Below are 14,153 nucleotides of genomic sequence, written 5' to 3'. Positions count from 1 at the left end.
TCCTCCCAGGTCAGGAACGCCCACTCGGAAGCAGAGGTTCCAACTCGGCCCAACGGCTGATTTCGCAGCCGTCCGTCCGCCGGAACGTCGCGTCCACTTTGTGCCCCTGCCAGGTCCCGGTGATCCGGGCGGTGGCCGGGCCCCCGTACTTCATGCTGCAGATCTGTCGCTTGGAGACGGGGGCGAAGGGGTTCCTGCCCTCGGCGGCGAGCTTGTGCAGCTTCGCGCAGGCCTGCTCCCGCCAGGGGTGGTCGCCGCCCACGGGGTCGCATTCGAGCAGGTACTCCCGGTCCAGCCGGCGGTTGCCGGTGTCGGCCATGGCGATCGTGAGGTGGTCGGGGCCGGTCAGCAGCCGCCCGAGGGGCAGCGGCGGCAGCGGTCCGGCGGCAGCGGCGGCGAAGGCGGAGGTGACGGCGAAGGCGGCGAGACGCAGCATGGGGCACTCCAGGTCGTCCGTACGTCGTACGCCTGACCAACGACCGGGGCGCTCCTACGTTGCGTGCCGATGCCCCTGCCGACAGAGGTGTGCCGCGCTGTCTTAAGCCTTTGCCCTTCGGCCGCCCGTCCTAGTACCGTGGGAGCGGATTGGTGAGGGGCCCCGCGCCTGTGTCATCATCTGCACGCACCCTCCTACGCGGGGGTGTGCTGGAGGCGTCGCCTAGTCCGGTCTATGGCGCCGCACTGCTAATGCGGTTTGGGCTTTACGGTCCATCGAGGGTTCAAATCCCTCCGCCTCCGCACCTCATCGAAGCCCCGGTCCTGACGGACCGGGGCCTCGATGCGTTCCGGGTCAATCCCGTTCCGCTCGACCTCCTGCGTCAACCATCCGGACGATCTTCATCCGGCTCGTTTCCGCAGGTCAGGTGGGGTTTGGGTAATGGATTTCGCGTCCCGGCGAGGTCCATGTATTGTTGTTCTCGCAAGGCCAACGGGGCGAAAAACCCCGGGAAGCCCAAGCACTCGTAGCTTAACGGATAGAGCATCTGACTACGGATCAGAAGGTTGCAGGTTCGAATCCTGCCGAGTGCACAGCAAGACGGAGGCCCCGGACGAAAGTCCGGGGCCTCCGTCGTTGTACCCACCTCCAGGGGGAGTCGAGGGTGAACGAGGTCGGTGAGGGGCCCAGGTGGCAGCCGGAGCCGTGGCCGCTGGATGAGCGGGAGTGGCAGAAGCCGCCGATGTCGCGCTCAACGAAGCGTGGGATCGGCTGCGCGATCGGCGTTCTCGGCATGGTTCTGGCGCCGCCGGCATTGGTCGCCATGCTTCTGGGCGGCCGCGCCATGGCTCCGGGGGCACCGGAGGGGGAGCCGCTCGTGCTGGCCAAGGAAGCCCTGGTGGGCAACTGGGACCAGGAGGGGGGCGGCACGCTGGTGCTGGCGGCCGACGGCACGTTCACCGCGACGGATGTCTGTGGTGACTTCTCGGGCGAGGGCAAGGGCGTGGGTAGGCCGGCAGGGCGGCGTCCGTGGCCGGCCAGGACGGGAACCGGGACGTGGGACGCCTCCGACTCGCAGGAAGACGACGGGCGGGTGACCGTGGTGCGCGTCGGGTTCGGTGACGGCGGGGCGACGGCGCGGTACGAGGCTCGGGGGAGCGTCGCAGCGCAGGTGCTGTGGGCACAGATCGGGGACCCGGACGACGGCAGGGTGTGTGTGCTGAAGAAGCAGCCCTGAACGGTGCGCGCCGGCCGGCGGTCTCCTCCTTGGTGGGGACGGGTCCCCCGGAGGTAGTCAGGGGCGGGATGGCTCTGAAGGGTGACGCGGGCTACGCCCCGGGCTCGATACGGTTTTGGAGATCGTTCGAAGCTGGAAGTGGGGGGCTCTCATGGGACTGTTCGGGAACGCGCACACGGTCGACCCCGTGTCGGCGCAGCGGGACTACGCGCGGCTGCTGGGGCATGGGGAGCAGGTGCATGCCGCCTACCTGCTGATTCGGGACACCATCCTGTTCACCGACCGGCGGCTGGTGCTCATCGACAAGCAGGGGCTCACGGGGAAGAAGGTGGAGTACCACTCCATCCCCTACCGGAGCATCACGCATTTCGCCGTGGAGACCGCGGGGCACTTCGATCTCGACGCCGAGCTGAAGATATGGATATCCGGCAGCTCGACGCCGATCGAGAAGACCTTCACCAAGGGCGTCGACATCTACGAGGTGCAGGCGATCCTCACGCAGTTCGTCGCCCGGTAGCCCTCACCGGACTCGGGGGAGGCCGGTCACGGACATCACCATCGAGTAGAGCGAGGTGGTGGCCGTGATGAAGACGCGGTTGTTCTTGGGACCGCCGAAGGTGAGGTTCGAGACCGGCTCGGGGACGCGGACGCGGCCGATCAGGGTGCCGTCCGGGGCGTAGCAGTGGACACCGTCTTCCATCGCGGCTGCCCACAGCCGGCCCTCGTCGTCGAAGCGGATGTTGTCGGGGCGCGGGCAGGTGGTGAAGACGCGGTCGTCGGTGAGGGTGCCGTCCTCGGTGACCTTGAACGCGCGGATGTGGCCCGCGCGGGTGTCGGCGGCGTACAGCTCGCTCTCGTCCGGGGAGAAGACGAGGCCGTTGGGGCCGAGGAAGCCGTCGGCCACCATGTTGACGGAGCCGGTCACGGGGTCCGCGCGGTAGAGGTTGCAGGCGCCGATCTCGCTCGGTGCCCGGTGGCCCTCGTAGTCGTTGGTGATGCCGAAGTCCGGGTCGGAGAACCAGATGGAGCCGTCGGAGCGGACGACCGAGTCGTTGGGGCTGTTGAGCCGCTTGCCGTCGTAGCGGTCGGCGATGACGGTGAGGCTGCCGTCCGGTTCGGTGCGGGTGACGCGCCGGTTGCCCTGCTCACAGGTGATCAGGCGGCCTTCGCGGTCGAGGGTGTTGCCGTTGGGGTGGCCGGCCGGGGAGCGGAAGACGGAGACCGCGCCGGTGGCCTCGTCCCAGCGCAGCATCCGGTCGTTCGGGATGTCGCTCCACACCAGCTGTCGCCAGGCCGGCAGGTAGAGAGGGCCCTCGGCCCAGCGGCAGTCGTCGTAGAGCCGCTCCAGTCGCATGTCGCCGTTGGCGCAGCGACCGGTCCGGAAGCGGTCGTCCAGGATTTCGTACAAGGCGAGGTCGGCTATGGCAGACATCATTCCCCCTGAGGCGGTGTTGCCGAATCGTGTTCGGCGCGATGTTGAGATTGCAGGATCAGGTACCGTCTTCGCAAGGGCCGACGGGCCCATGAGAGGAAGATCGCGTGGACGACATCGACCGGGCGCTCGTCCTGCGCCTCCAGCAGGACGCGGGGCAGTCGTACGCCGCTCTCGGCACGGCGGTCGGGCTCTCGGCGGGGGCGACGCACGAGCGGGTCCGCAAGCTGCGCGAGCGCGGCGTGATCCGGCGGACCACCATCGACGTCGACCCGGCCGCGGTGGGCAGCGGGGTGCTCGCCTACGTGATGGTCGACTCCAACGCGTGGATGGGTGAGTCCGGCCCGGACTTCGCCGCGATCCCCGAGATTCAGGAGGCGCACATCATCGCGGGTAGCGCATCGGTGATGGTCAAGGTGCGCACGGCCTCGACCGAGGGGCTGCAGGACGTCCTGCGACGTCTCTACGGCATCGCGGGGGTCAGCGGAACGCAGGCCACCGTCGTTCTGGAGACCTTCTTCGAGCGGCCTCTCCCGCTGTGACCTGGTGGTGCACCGGGATCCGGTGGAGCGATGGCCGGCCGGCCATCGGGTGGTACGGGGCCGGGCGCGGTGAGCGGGTGAGCGGGCTCGTCTACGGGCAGCGGTTGGCCTTCGTCGCACGCGGGGAACGGCATTGTCTCGGTGTACGGAGGGCCGGGAAGCGGACGGCGTGCCCGACCGCCGCCACCGTGCCGGGGCGCGCGGGGAACGCGCAGTGCCCCGAGTGCGCGCGCCTCGACCGGTCGTTCTCGGTGGCGGCCGACACCAATGCGGCCGATCCGCGCGCCTACCGGGTCTACCTGGCCTGGTTCGGGCCCGGGCTGGTCAAGGTCGGCATCACCGCCGAGGAGCGGGGCTCGGCCCGGCTGCTGGAGCAGGGGGCGGTGGCCTGGGCCTGGCTGGGGCGGGGTCCGCTGATGGCTGCCCGGCGCACCGAGGAGCTGCTGAGGGCGGCTCTCGGGGTGCCAGACCGGATCGCGTACGCGCGCAAGCGGGGCGTTCGGGCGCACCTGCCTCCGGCGTCCGAGCGGGCCCTGGAGGTAGCGGAGTTGCACGCCAGGGCTGCGGCGCTGGCGGGGTGGCCGGATTCACTGGAGCGGTTGGCGTGTGAAGTCGCGGATCACGCCGGGGTGTTCGGGCTGGACGGGTGGACCGGGTTGCCCGCTCCGGCTCGGGTGGTCACGGAGATGGTGCCCGGCGGGGCCGTCGTGGGGAGGCTGGTGGGCGCGGCCGGGCCCGATCTGCACCTCGCGGACGGGCTCGTGGTGGACACCCGGCTGCTGGCCGGCTGGGAGCTCGCTGTCCCGGAGGCGGAAGCGGAGGATCGGGCGGTGGTGGTGCCGGTGGCGGAGATTCCGGCTGCCGTTGATCCGACCGCAGGGCAGGACGGGTTGTTCTGAGAGGCGCTGCCGCGGTGTCCGGGGCGCGGGCGCGATGGTCAAAACTTGGATCCCTTCGGGCTTCCGGGGCCGTTTCCGGTGGACATGCCAGGGGGGCTCCGCCGAGGGTGGTGGACATGACCATTCAGCCGGTACCGGCCTTTGAACCGCCCTACGTCATGGCCGTTTTCAGCAATGTCCGCACGGACGACGACAGCGGATACCCCGAGACCCTTGCCCGGATGAACGAGATCGTCCGGACGAATCCCGGCTTCCTCGGATACGAGTCCGCGCGTACCCCGGGAGGAGTCGGGATCACCGTGGCGTACTTCCGCGACCACGAGTCGCTGGGCGTCTGGCGGCAGGACCTGGAGCACCAGGCGGCCATGAAGCAGGGCCGCGCCGACTGGTACGAGAGCTACACCCTGCACGTCGCGACCGTCGAGCGGAGCCACGGCTTTGACCGCCACGCCTGAGACGGTCCGCGCCTTCCGGGAACGCCTCGGGCTGCCCGGACTGGTCGACGTCCACACGCACTTCATGCCCGAGCGGGTCCTGGACAAGGTGTGGGACTACTTCGACGCGGTCGGCCCGCTGACCGGCGTCGAGTGGCCCATCACCTACCGGCACGAGGAGGAGCAGCGGGTCGCGCTGCTACGGGAGTTCGGGGTCCGGGCCTTCACCGCCATGCTGTACCCGCACAAGCCGGCGATGGCCGCCTGGCTCAACTCCTGGTCCGCCGATTTCGCCGCCCGGACCCCCGAGTGCCTGCACACCGCGACGTTCTTCCCCGAGGAGGGCGTGGCCTCGTACGTCCGGCAGGCCGTCGAGGCCGGGGCGCGGATCTTCAAGGCACACCTGCAGGTCGGCGGGTACGACCCGAACGACGACCGGCTGGAGCCGGTGTGGGGGCTGCTGGGCGAGGCCGGGATCCCGACCGTGATCCACTGCGGTTCAGGGCCCGTCCCGGGCAAGCACACCGGACCCGTGCCGATCGCCCGGTTGCTGGCCCGCCACCCGCGGCTGCCGCTGATCGTGGCGCACATGGGCATGCCCGAGTACGTCGACTTCCTCGACCTCGCCGACCGCTACGCCGAGGTGCGCCTGGACACCACCATGGCCTTCACGGACTTCTCGGAGCAGTTCAACGGCTTCCCGGCCGGTGACCTCGGGCGGCTGGCGGACCTCGGCGACCGGATTCTGCTCGGCACCGACTTCCCGAACATCCCCTACCCCTATGAGCACCAGCTCTTCGCGCTGGAACGGCTCGGCCTGGGCGACGACTGGCTGCGGGCCGTTTGTCATGACAACGCCGCCGGGCTGTTCGGACTCGACCGCTGATCCGATTCTCAGGAGATTCACAGGAAGGGGCAAGAACGCTCTCAGAGGCCCGGGACAGTGTGGGCACATGACTGCGACGACCACCTCCCACGCGTCCATGTCCGCCGGCAGCCCCACGGCCCTGGTGCGGCCCGACGGCGGGCCCTGCCGGGTGCTCGTCGTCGACGACGAGGCCTCGCTCTCCGAGCTGCTGTCCATGGCCCTGCGCTACGAGGGCTGCGAGGTCCGCAGCGCGGGCGACGGGGCGGGAGCGGTGCGGGCGGCGAAGGAGTTCCGGCCGGACGTGGTGGTCCTCGACATCATGCTCCCCGACATGGACGGGCTCGCCGTCCTCGGCCGGCTGCGCCGGGAGATCCCGCAGGTCCCCGTGCTGTTCCTGACCGCCAAGGACTCCGTCGAGGACCGCATCGCCGGTCTCACGGCGGGCGGCGACGACTACGTCACCAAGCCCTTCAGCCTGGAGGAGGTCGTGGCCAGGCTGCGCGGCCTCGTCCGGCGCTCGGGCGCGGCGCAGGCGGCGCGCGGCGGTTCGGTACTGGCCGTCGGTGATCTGCGGCTCGACGAGGACAGCCACGAGGTGGTGCGGGACGGGCGGGACATCCACCTGACCGCGACCGAGTTCGAGCTGCTGCGCTACCTGATGCGCAACCCGCGCCGGGTGCTGAGCAAGGCGCAGATACTGGACCGTGTGTGGTCGTACGACTTCGGCGGCCAGGCCAACGTGGTCGAGCTGTACATCTCCTACCTGCGCCGGAAGCTGGAGAGCGGCCCGGGGCTCGCGCCGATGATCCACACCCGGCGCGGGGCCGGTTACCTGATCAAGCCGGCCGAGTAGTGGCGGTCCGTCCGAAGCGGCCGCGCCGCCGTCCCTGGTCGCTGCGGACCCGGCTCGTCGTCTCGGCGGTCGCGCTGATCGCCGTGGTGGGCGCGGCCATCGGGACCGTCACCACCCTCGCCCTGCGCTCGCACCTGGTCGACCAGGTCGACAAGCAGCTGAGGACCTCCGTGGAGATGACCCTGCGGGGGCCTTTCCGGAAGGTCCGTGACAATCAGGTCCTCTTCCCCTGGGCGCCCGGTACCCCGCTGGGGGCTGCCGGGATCCTCATCGACTCCGACGGCAAGGTCTCGATGAGCGACCGCAACACCCCCGGCGAGGGCCCTTCGTACGACCGTCCCCAGCCCTTGACCGAGGCGCAGGGCGCGGCCCTCGCCAAAATCGCACGCAAGGCCGTGCAGGGCGCCCAGGGAGGGAAGGGCGTGGCCGAGCCGGTGGAGGTGGAGCTGCCCGGACTCGGCGACTACCGGGTGCTGACCGCTCCCGACGGGAGCCTCGCCGTCGGGGTACCGCTCGCCGACACCGACCGCACCGTGCGGACGCTGATCGCGGTGGAGGTCTGCGTCACGCTCGCGGGGCTGATCGCCGCGTCCCTCGCCGGGCAGGTCCTGGTCGGGGTGGCCCTGCGTCCGCTGCGGCGGGTCGCCGCCACCGCCACCCGGGTCTCCGAACTTCCCCTGCACAGCGGCGAACCCGCCCTGGACGAGCGGGTGCCCGACGCCGATCCCCGTACGGAGGTGGGCCAGGTCGGCGCGGCCCTCAACCGGATGCTGGGGCACGTCTCCTCCGCGCTCACGGCCCGCCAGCAGAGCGAGATGCGGGTCCGGCAGTTCGTCGCCGACGCCAGCCACGAGCTGCGCACACCGCTCGCCTCCATCCGCGGCTACGCCGAACTGACCCGTCGGGGACGGGAGGAGCCGGGCCCCGACACCCGGCACGCCCTGGGCCGGATCGAGTCCGAGGCCACCCGGATGACCGGCCTGGTCGAGGACCTGCTGTTGCTGGCCCGGCTCGACGCCGGCCGCCCGCTCGACACCGGGGACACCGCCACCGACCTGGCCCCGCTCGTGGTCGACGCCGTCAGCGACGCCCGCGCGGCGGGTCCCGAGCACCACTGGCGCCTGAGGCTGCCCGAGGAGCCGGCGCCCGTGCGCGGCGACCCGGCGCGGATCCAGCAGGTGCTGGTCAATCTGCTCGCCAATGCCCGTACGCACACCCCACCCGGCACCACCGTCACGGCGCATGTTTCACGTGAAACATCCGCCGTCCGGCTGCGGATCGAGGACGACGGGCCCGGTATCGCGCCCGCGCTGCTCCCCCACGTCTTCGAGCGCTTCGCCCGCGGCGACGCCTCGCGTTCCCGCGCGGCGGGCTCCACCGGACTCGGCCTTGCCATCGTCCAGGCCGTCGTCAGCGCGCACGGCGGGCGGGTCGACGTACGGAGCGAGCCCGGGCGGACCTGCTTCGAGGTCCTGCTGCCGCACCCCTGTGACGGGGCGGTCGAGGACTCACAGTCGGGGCACAGGCTCAGCACACTGCGGTGACAGGGCGTCCGGCGAGTGTCGGACCATGCGAACCGACACCTCTCTCGGAGCCCTCCCGGCACGGGCGCCCCTCGCGCCCGTGCCCGGCCAGCCCGTCCTCGACGTGGTGATCCCGGTCTTCAACGAGGAGAACGACCTCGGCCCCTGCGTGCGCAGGCTGCACGAGCACCTCAGCCGAACCTTCCCCTACCCGTTCCGGATCACGGTCGCCGACAACGCGAGCACCGACCGCACCCCCGAGGTCGCGGCGGCGCTGGCAGGAAGCCTGGACGGCGTGCGGAGCACCCGGCTGGAGGAGAAGGGCCGGGGCAGGGCCCTGCGCACCGTCTGGTCCGGCTCCGACGCGCCCGTGCTCGCGTACATGGACGTGGACCTCTCAACCGACCTCAACGCGCTGCTTCCGCTGGTCGCCCCGCTGATCTCCGGCCACTCCGACCTCGCGATCGGCACCCGCCTCGCCCGCTCCTCGCGGGTGGTGCGGGGCGCGAAGCGGGAGTTCGTCTCCCGTGCCTACAACCTCCTCCTGCGCTCCTCCCTCGCCGCCCGCTTCAGCGACGCCCAGTGCGGCTTCAAGGCCATCCGGCGGGAGGTCGCCGAGCGGCTGCTGCCGCTGGTGGAGGACTCGGGCTGGTTCTTCGACACCGAGATGCTGGTACTCGCCGAGCGGGCCGGGCTGCGGATCCACGAGGTGCCGGTGGACTGGGTCGACGACCCCGACTCCACCGTCCACATCGTCAAGACCGCCACCGAGGACCTCAAGGGCGTCTGGCGGGTCGGCAGGGCACTGGCCGTCGGCGCGCTCCCGCTGGACCGGCTCGCCCGGCCCTTCGGCGACGACCCGCGCGACCGCGCGGCCCTGCCCGGGGTGGACGGCGGGCTGGCCCGCCAGCTCCTCGGCTTCTGCGCCGTCGGGGCCCTGTCCACCCTGCTCTACCTGGTGCTGTACTCCGCCTTCCGCGCCGGTACCGGCCCGCAGCTCGCCAACGGTGCCGCGCTGCTGCTCTCCGCCGTCGCGAACACCGCCGCCAACCGGCGGCTCACCTTCGGAGTGCGCGGCCGCGACCGGGCCGTGCGCCACCAGGCACAAGGCCTGGTGGTGTTCGCCATCGGGCTCGCGCTGACCAGCGGCTCCCTCGCCGCCCTCGGAGCGGCCACTGCCGATCCCGCGCACAGCACCGAACTGGCCGTGCTGATCACCGCCAACCTCGCCGCCACCGTGCTGCGGTTCCTGCTCTTCCGCGCCTGGGTCTTCCCCGAGCGGCGCGACACCTCCTCGAAGGACGACAACCGATGACCACGGCCGCACCTCCGCTCTTCCCCGTCCCCGAGGCCCGGTCGCGTGCCGGCAGGCACGCGGTCGACCGCCCCCGTTGGGAGCGGCCCGCCCTTGCCGGGCTCCTGATCGCCACCGCCGCGCTGCTGCTGTGGGACCTGGGCTCCTCCGGCTACGCCAACTCCTTCTACTCCGCCGCCGTGCAGGCCGGCAGCGAGAGCTGGAAGGCCTTCTTCTTCGGCTCCTCCGACGCAGGCAACTCCATCACCGTCGACAAGCCCCCGGCCGCGCTGTGGCCGATGATGCTGTCGGTCCGGCTCTTCGGGCTGGGCGCCTGGCAGATCCTGGTCCCGCAGGCCCTGATGGGCGTAGGTACGACGGCCGTGCTGTACGCCGCCGTACGCCGCCAGTTCGGGCCCGGGGCGGCCCTGATCAGTGGCGCCGCCTTCGCGCTGACGCCCGTCGCGGCGCTGATGTTCCGCTTCAACAACCCCGACGCGCTGCTGACCCTGCTGCTGACCGTCACCGTCTACTGCGTGCTGCGCGCCCTCGACGGAGCCCGCACCAAGTGGCTGGTCTGGGCGGGCGTCGCCGTCGGCTTCGCGTTCCTCACCAAGACCCTGCAGGCCTTCGTCATCCTGCCGCCGCTCGCCCTGCTGTACGCGGTCTGCGCGCCGACGCGGCTGCGCAAGCGGCTGGGCCAGTTGCTGCTTTCCGGGCTCGCGATGGTGGCGGCCGGCGGCTGGTGGGTGGCCATCGTGGAGCTGTGGCCCGCTTCCTCCCGCCCGTACATCGGCGGTTCGCAGACCAACTCCTTCCTGGAACTGACCCTCGGCTACAACGGCCTGGGCCGGATCAACGGCAACGAGACCGGCAGCGTCGGCGGTGGTACGCGGACGGGCGGGGCCGGTGGTGTCGGAGCGTACGGCCTGCCCGAGGGCGGGCCCGGCATGCGGGCCGGAGGTGGCGGAGGCTGGGGAGAGACCGGCATCGACCGGCTGTTCGCGGGCAACATCGGCGGTCAGATCTCCTGGCTGCTGCCGGCCGCGCTCGTGCTGCTGGTGGTCGGGCTCGGGGTGACCTGGCGGGCCCGCAGGGCCACCGATTCCCTGGAGGGCATGGCCCGGGCGGCGTTCCTGGCCTGGGGCGGCGCGCTGCTGATCACCGCGGTGGTGTTCAGCTTCATGCAGGGCATCTTCCACGAGTACTACACCGTGGCGCTGGCACCGTTCGTGGCCGCGCTGGTCGGCATGGGCGTGGCAGTGCTGTGGGAGGAACGGGGCAGCCGGGCCGCCGTGTTCACCCTGTCCGGGGTGCTGGTGCTGACCGTGGTCTGGTCGTGGGTGCTGTTGGGCCGGGCCACCGGATACCTGCCGTGGCTGCGCTGGGCGGTACTGGTGGCCGGTGTGCTCGTGGCGGCCGCGCTGCCGTTCGCCGCGTTGCTGGGGCGCAGGGGCTTGCAGGTGGTGGCCGCGGTGGGCCTGGGCGCGGCGCTGGCCGGGCCGTTCGCGTACTGCATGACGACCGTGAGCACCGGGCACACCGGGTCGATCGTGACCGCCGGACCGGCGGTGGCGGGCGGCCGGGGTGGGCCGGGCGGGATGATGGGCGGTCCGATGGGTGCCGGTGAGCTGCTCCAGGGCGGTCCGGGCGGCCAGGGCGGCCAGCCGGGCGGGACCCCGCCGGGTGGAATGCCGCAGGGTGGCCAGGGCGGAATGCCGCAGGGCCAGGGCGGAATGCCGCAGGGCCAGGGCGGCCAGGGCGGCACGCCCCAGGGCCAGGGCCAGGGCGGGATGGACGGACGCGGCTTCGAGCGAGGCGTCGGTGGGCAGGGCGGTGTCGGCGGCCTGCTGAACGGCGCTCGGGTCGGAGCCGAGGCGAAGGCGGCCCTGCAGGCCGACGCCGACAAGTACACCTGGGCGGCGGCAGCGGTCGGCTCGCAGAACGCGGCGAGCTACCAGCTGGCCTCGGGCGAGCCCGTGATGGCGCTCGGCGGCTTCAACGGCAGCGACCCCTCGCCGACCCTGGAGCAGTTCAAGAAGTACGTGGCGGAAGGCAAGATCCACTACTTCATCGGGCAGAGCAGCGGAAATGGCGGAACGGCCGAGGACGGCGTCCGTCGCGGCGGCCCGGGCGGCGGTACGAGCAGCGAGATCGAGAGCTGGGTCCAGGCCACCTTCAAGACCTCCACGGTCGGCGGTGCCACCTTCTACGACCTGACCGAGCCGATGTCCGGAACCTCCTGATCCGGCCTCATCCGAAGGACACCCCCTAGCATCAAGAGGGCGGACCGGGCATTCCGGGCTGATCCACCTGTCATGAGGAGGGTGCCTCCATGGTGACCGCGGCTGATTCCGGTGAGATCCGGGCCAGTGTGTGGCTGGCCGCCAGGCCGGCCACACCCGCGAGACGCCGCAGCGAGGCACCCTCCGGGCTCGACCGGGAGCGGATCACCGCCGCCACCGTGCGGCTGCTCGACGCCGAGGGGCTGGCCCGGTTCTCGATGCGGCGGCTCGCCGCCGGGCTCGGGGTCACCGCGATGTCCCTGTACTGGTACGTGGACACCAAGCACGACCTGCTCGAACTCGCCCTGGACAGTGCGCTGGGCGAACTCGCGCCCCCGGCCGGCCCCGGCGAGCCCGACGGCTGGCCGGGGCGGCTGCGGGAGCTGGCCCGCGGCTACCGGCGGGTCCTGGCGGACCACCCCTGGGTGACTCCGCTCACCGCCGCCTACCCGAACATCGGCCCGCACGCCCGGGCCTTCGACGCCGACCTCCAGCGCCTGCTGGACGCCACCGGCCTGGTGGACGCCGCCCGGACCGGCGCCCACCTGGCCGTCTCGCAGTTCCTGCACGGCTGCGGGTGCACGGTCCGGCGGGCGCCCGAAGGCGACTTCTGCCTCGCGCTCGACGTCCTGATCGCGGGCATCAAGGCGAAGGCCACGGACGAGGTCGCCGACTAGGAGACCGGGTCAGGCCCGCAGTGCGGGAGCCTCGGCCGGAGTTGCCCCGCTCGCCGCCGGGTCCTCCGAAGCCGCCGCCGGGGCGTGGGCCGCGGGCTTCGACTTCAGCGCGACTTCCTTGATGAACACCACCAGCACCAGCGAGAGCAGCGCGAACGGGGCGGCGTAGAGGAAGACGTCACCGACGCCGTGCCCGTACGCGGACTCGACGACCTCGCGGATCGGCGCGGGCAGCTTGTCGAGGTCGGGGATCCCGCCCCCGGCGGTGCCGCCGTGGCCCATGGCCGCCGCCTTCGGCCCCAGCGCGGCGAGCCCGTCCTGGACGTAGTGCGTGACCCGGTTGGCCATGACCGCCCCCAGCGCCGAGACGCCCATCGCGCCGCCGAGCGAGCGGAAGAAGGTCACGACCGAGCTGGCCGCGCCCAGGTCCTCGGGAGCCACCTGGTTCTGGGTGGCGAGGACCAGGTTCTGCATCATCATGCCGAGGCCGAGGCCGGTCAGCGCCATGTAGATCGCGATGTGCCAGTACGGGGTGTCGTACCGCAGGGTCCCGAGCAGGCCCAGTCCGGCCGTCAGCAGCACACCGCCGGAAACGAGCCAGGCCTTCCACTTGCCGGTCTTGGTGATCACCTGACCGGAAAGAGTGGAGGAGACGAAGAGCCCGCCGATCATCGGAATGGTGAGGATTCCGGACATCGTGGGGGACTCGCCGCGGGCCAACTGGAAGAACTGGCTGAAAAACACGGTCCCCGAGAACATCGCGATGCCCACGAAGAGGGAGGCCGCCGAGGCGAGGCTGATGGTCTTGTTGCGGAACAGCCGCAGCGGGATGATCGGGTCGCTCGCACGGGATTCGACGAGGACGAAGAGCAGGCCCAACGCCACCGCCCCGCCCGTCATCGCCAGGGTCGTCCAGGAGATCCACGCGTACGAGTCACCGGCCTGAGTGACCCAGATCAGCAGCAGCGAGACGGCGCCGCTGATCAGGAAGGCGCCCAGCCAGTCGACCTTGACGTCGCGGCGGACCACCGGGAGGTGCAGCGTCCGCTGGAGCACGATCAGCGCGATGACCGCGAACGGCACGCCGACGTAGAAGCACCAGCGCCAGCCCAGCCACTCGGTGTCGGTGATCACCCCGCCCAGCAGCGGGCCGCCGACGGTGGCGACGGCGAAGACCGCGCCGAGGTAGCCGCTGTACCGGCCGCGCTCGCGCGGGGAGATCATCGCGGCCATGACGATCTGGGCGAGCGCGGACAGGCCGCCGACGCCGATGCCCTGGACCACGCGGCAGGCGATGAGCATGCCGGTGTTCTGGGACAGGCCGGCGACCACGGAGCCCAGCACGTAGATCACCAGGGAGATCTGGACCAGCAGCTTCTTGCTGAAGAGGTCCGACAGCTTGCCCCACAGCGGAGTGGCCGCCGTCATCGACAGCAGGGCCGCGGTGACCACCCAGGTGTACGAGGACTGGGTGCCGCCGAGGTCGCTGATGATCTGGGGAAGGGCGTTGGAGACGATCGTCGAGGACAGGATCGCCACGAACATGCCGAGCATCAGCCCGGACAGCGCCTTCATGATCTGCGGGTGGGTCATGGACGGGGCGGTGGACGGGTTGGTGGGCGCGGAGGTGGACGTGCCGTCTGTCGGCGTCTCCGTCGTGGCCATGTCTTTCC

The 14,153-nt window shown here is 71.4% G+C and carries 13 protein-coding genes, 2 tRNA genes and 1 pseudogene; 13 read left to right on the top strand and 3 right to left on the bottom strand.

Annotation, left to right across the window (positions count from 1 at the left end; translation table 11 throughout):
• Nucleotides 1-10: 10 nt before the first annotated feature.
• Nucleotides 11-436, bottom strand: a complete 426-nt coding sequence (locus tag ACFV9H_RS06450) for an SSI family serine proteinase inhibitor (protein WP_385394118.1) — start codon at nt 434-436, stop codon at nt 11-13.
• Nucleotides 437-647: 211 nt separating this feature from the next.
• On the opposite strand from ACFV9H_RS06450, the gene ACFV9H_RS06445 reads away from it, so the two are divergent.
• The 4 genes from ACFV9H_RS06445 to ACFV9H_RS06430 all read left to right on the top strand — a co-directional run bounded on the left by ACFV9H_RS06445 (nt 648) and on the right by ACFV9H_RS06430 (nt 2,190).
• A tRNA-Ser gene (locus ACFV9H_RS06445) sits at nt 648-738 on the top strand.
• 218 nt (nt 739-956) lie between these two features.
• Nucleotides 957-1,029 (top strand) — tRNA-Arg (locus tag ACFV9H_RS06440).
• A 71-nt stretch (nt 1,030-1,100) separates the two neighbouring features.
• On the top strand, nt 1,101-1,673 hold the full coding sequence (locus ACFV9H_RS06435; RefSeq protein WP_385394116.1) for a hypothetical protein: 573 nt from the start codon (nt 1,101-1,103) through the stop codon (nt 1,671-1,673).
• Nucleotides 1,674-1,824: 151 nt separating this feature from the next.
• Nucleotides 1,825-2,190 carry a PH domain-containing protein gene (locus tag ACFV9H_RS06430; protein ID WP_385394114.1) on the top strand — a complete coding sequence of 122 codons (366 nt, stop codon included), beginning with the start codon at nt 1,825-1,827 and terminating at the stop codon, nt 2,188-2,190.
• Nucleotides 2,191-2,193: 3 nt separating this feature from the next.
• Here ACFV9H_RS06430 and ACFV9H_RS06425 read toward each other — a convergent pair whose 3' ends face one another.
• The gene (locus tag ACFV9H_RS06425) at nt 2,194-3,105 is read right to left on the bottom strand and encodes an SMP-30/gluconolactonase/LRE family protein (protein WP_385394313.1); all 912 of its coding nucleotides are present in this window, start codon (nt 3,103-3,105) and stop codon (nt 2,194-2,196) included.
• Between the two features lie 107 nt (nt 3,106-3,212).
• Here ACFV9H_RS06425 and ACFV9H_RS06420 point away from each other — a divergent pair, with 107 nt between their 5' ends.
• The 9 genes from ACFV9H_RS06420 (at nt 3,213) to ACFV9H_RS06380 (ending at nt 12,480) form a co-directional block, all read left to right on the top strand.
• Nucleotides 3,213-3,647: an Lrp/AsnC family transcriptional regulator gene (locus ACFV9H_RS06420; RefSeq protein ID WP_385394111.1), complete on the top strand. Its 435-nt coding sequence runs from the start codon at nt 3,213-3,215 to the stop codon at nt 3,645-3,647.
• Complete coding sequence (locus ACFV9H_RS06415) at nt 3,644-4,546, top strand: DUF2797 domain-containing protein (protein ID WP_385394109.1); 903 nt, start codon at nt 3,644-3,646, stop codon at nt 4,544-4,546. Before ACFV9H_RS06420 ends, ACFV9H_RS06415 begins: the two co-directional genes overlap by 4 nt.
• 116 nt (nt 4,547-4,662) lie before the next feature.
• A complete protein-coding gene (locus tag ACFV9H_RS06410) occupies nt 4,663-5,001 on the top strand; it encodes an antibiotic biosynthesis monooxygenase family protein (RefSeq protein WP_385394107.1) in 339 nt (112 codons plus the stop codon).
• Entirely contained in the window at nt 4,985-5,866 is an 882-nt protein-coding gene (locus tag ACFV9H_RS06405; RefSeq protein WP_385394104.1) for an amidohydrolase family protein, read from the top strand. Before ACFV9H_RS06410 ends, ACFV9H_RS06405 begins: the two co-directional genes overlap by 17 nt.
• A gap of 67 nt (nt 5,867-5,933) precedes the next feature.
• Nucleotides 5,934-6,701: a response regulator transcription factor gene (locus ACFV9H_RS06400; protein WP_385394102.1), complete on the top strand. Its 768-nt coding sequence runs from the start codon at nt 5,934-5,936 to the stop codon at nt 6,699-6,701.
• Entirely contained in the window at nt 6,701-8,245 is a 1,545-nt protein-coding gene (locus ACFV9H_RS06395) for an ATP-binding protein (RefSeq protein WP_385394099.1), read from the top strand. The genes ACFV9H_RS06400 and ACFV9H_RS06395 overlap by 1 nt, the downstream gene beginning before the upstream one ends.
• A gap of 25 nt (nt 8,246-8,270) precedes the next feature.
• Complete coding sequence (locus tag ACFV9H_RS06390) at nt 8,271-9,539, top strand: glycosyltransferase (RefSeq protein WP_385394097.1); 1,269 nt, start codon at nt 8,271-8,273, stop codon at nt 9,537-9,539.
• Entirely contained in the window at nt 9,536-11,764 is a 2,229-nt protein-coding gene (locus ACFV9H_RS06385) for an ArnT family glycosyltransferase (protein WP_385394095.1), read from the top strand. Before ACFV9H_RS06390 ends, ACFV9H_RS06385 begins: the two co-directional genes overlap by 4 nt.
• Nucleotides 11,765-11,853: 89 nt before the next feature.
• Nucleotides 11,854-12,480, top strand: coding sequence for a TetR/AcrR family transcriptional regulator (locus ACFV9H_RS06380; protein ID WP_385394093.1), 627 nt, complete (start codon nt 11,854-11,856; stop codon nt 12,478-12,480).
• Between the two features lie 24 nt (nt 12,481-12,504).
• Here ACFV9H_RS06380 and ACFV9H_RS06375 read toward each other — a convergent pair.
• Nucleotides 12,505-14,073, bottom strand: a pseudogene (locus ACFV9H_RS06375) (MDR family MFS transporter); the annotation flags it as partial.
• Between the last annotated feature and the right edge of the window lie 80 nt (nt 14,074-14,153).

The organism is Streptomyces sp. NPDC059874 (assembly GCF_042731135.1).
Taxonomy (GTDB): domain Bacteria; phylum Actinomycetota; class Actinomycetes; order Streptomycetales; family Streptomycetaceae; genus Streptomyces.
Note: the sequence above shows the minus strand (reverse complement) of the source record. Positions and strands in the feature narration are given on the sequence as shown.

Excerpts from the sequence above, each read along its gene's own strand:
- ACFV9H_RS06390 (WP_385394097.1), top strand. The coding sequence starts at position 8,271 with ATGCGAACCGACACCTCTCTCGGAGCCCTCCCGGCACGGGCGCCCCTC.
- ACFV9H_RS06425 (WP_385394313.1), bottom strand. The coding sequence starts at position 3,105 with ATGTCTGCCATAGCCGACCTCGCCTTGTACGAAATCCTGGACGACCGC.
- ACFV9H_RS06385 (WP_385394095.1), top strand. The coding sequence starts at position 9,536 with ATGACCACGGCCGCACCTCCGCTCTTCCCCGTCCCCGAGGCCCGGTCG.
- ACFV9H_RS06400 (WP_385394102.1), top strand. The coding sequence starts at position 5,934 with ATGACTGCGACGACCACCTCCCACGCGTCCATGTCCGCCGGCAGCCCC.
- ACFV9H_RS06380 (WP_385394093.1), top strand. The coding sequence starts at position 11,854 with ATGGTGACCGCGGCTGATTCCGGTGAGATCCGGGCCAGTGTGTGGCTG.
- ACFV9H_RS06450 (WP_385394118.1), bottom strand. The coding sequence starts at position 436 with ATGCTGCGTCTCGCCGCCTTCGCCGTCACCTCCGCCTTCGCCGCCGCT.
- ACFV9H_RS06430 (WP_385394114.1), top strand. The coding sequence starts at position 1,825 with ATGGGACTGTTCGGGAACGCGCACACGGTCGACCCCGTGTCGGCGCAG.
- ACFV9H_RS06410 (WP_385394107.1), top strand. The coding sequence starts at position 4,663 with ATGACCATTCAGCCGGTACCGGCCTTTGAACCGCCCTACGTCATGGCC.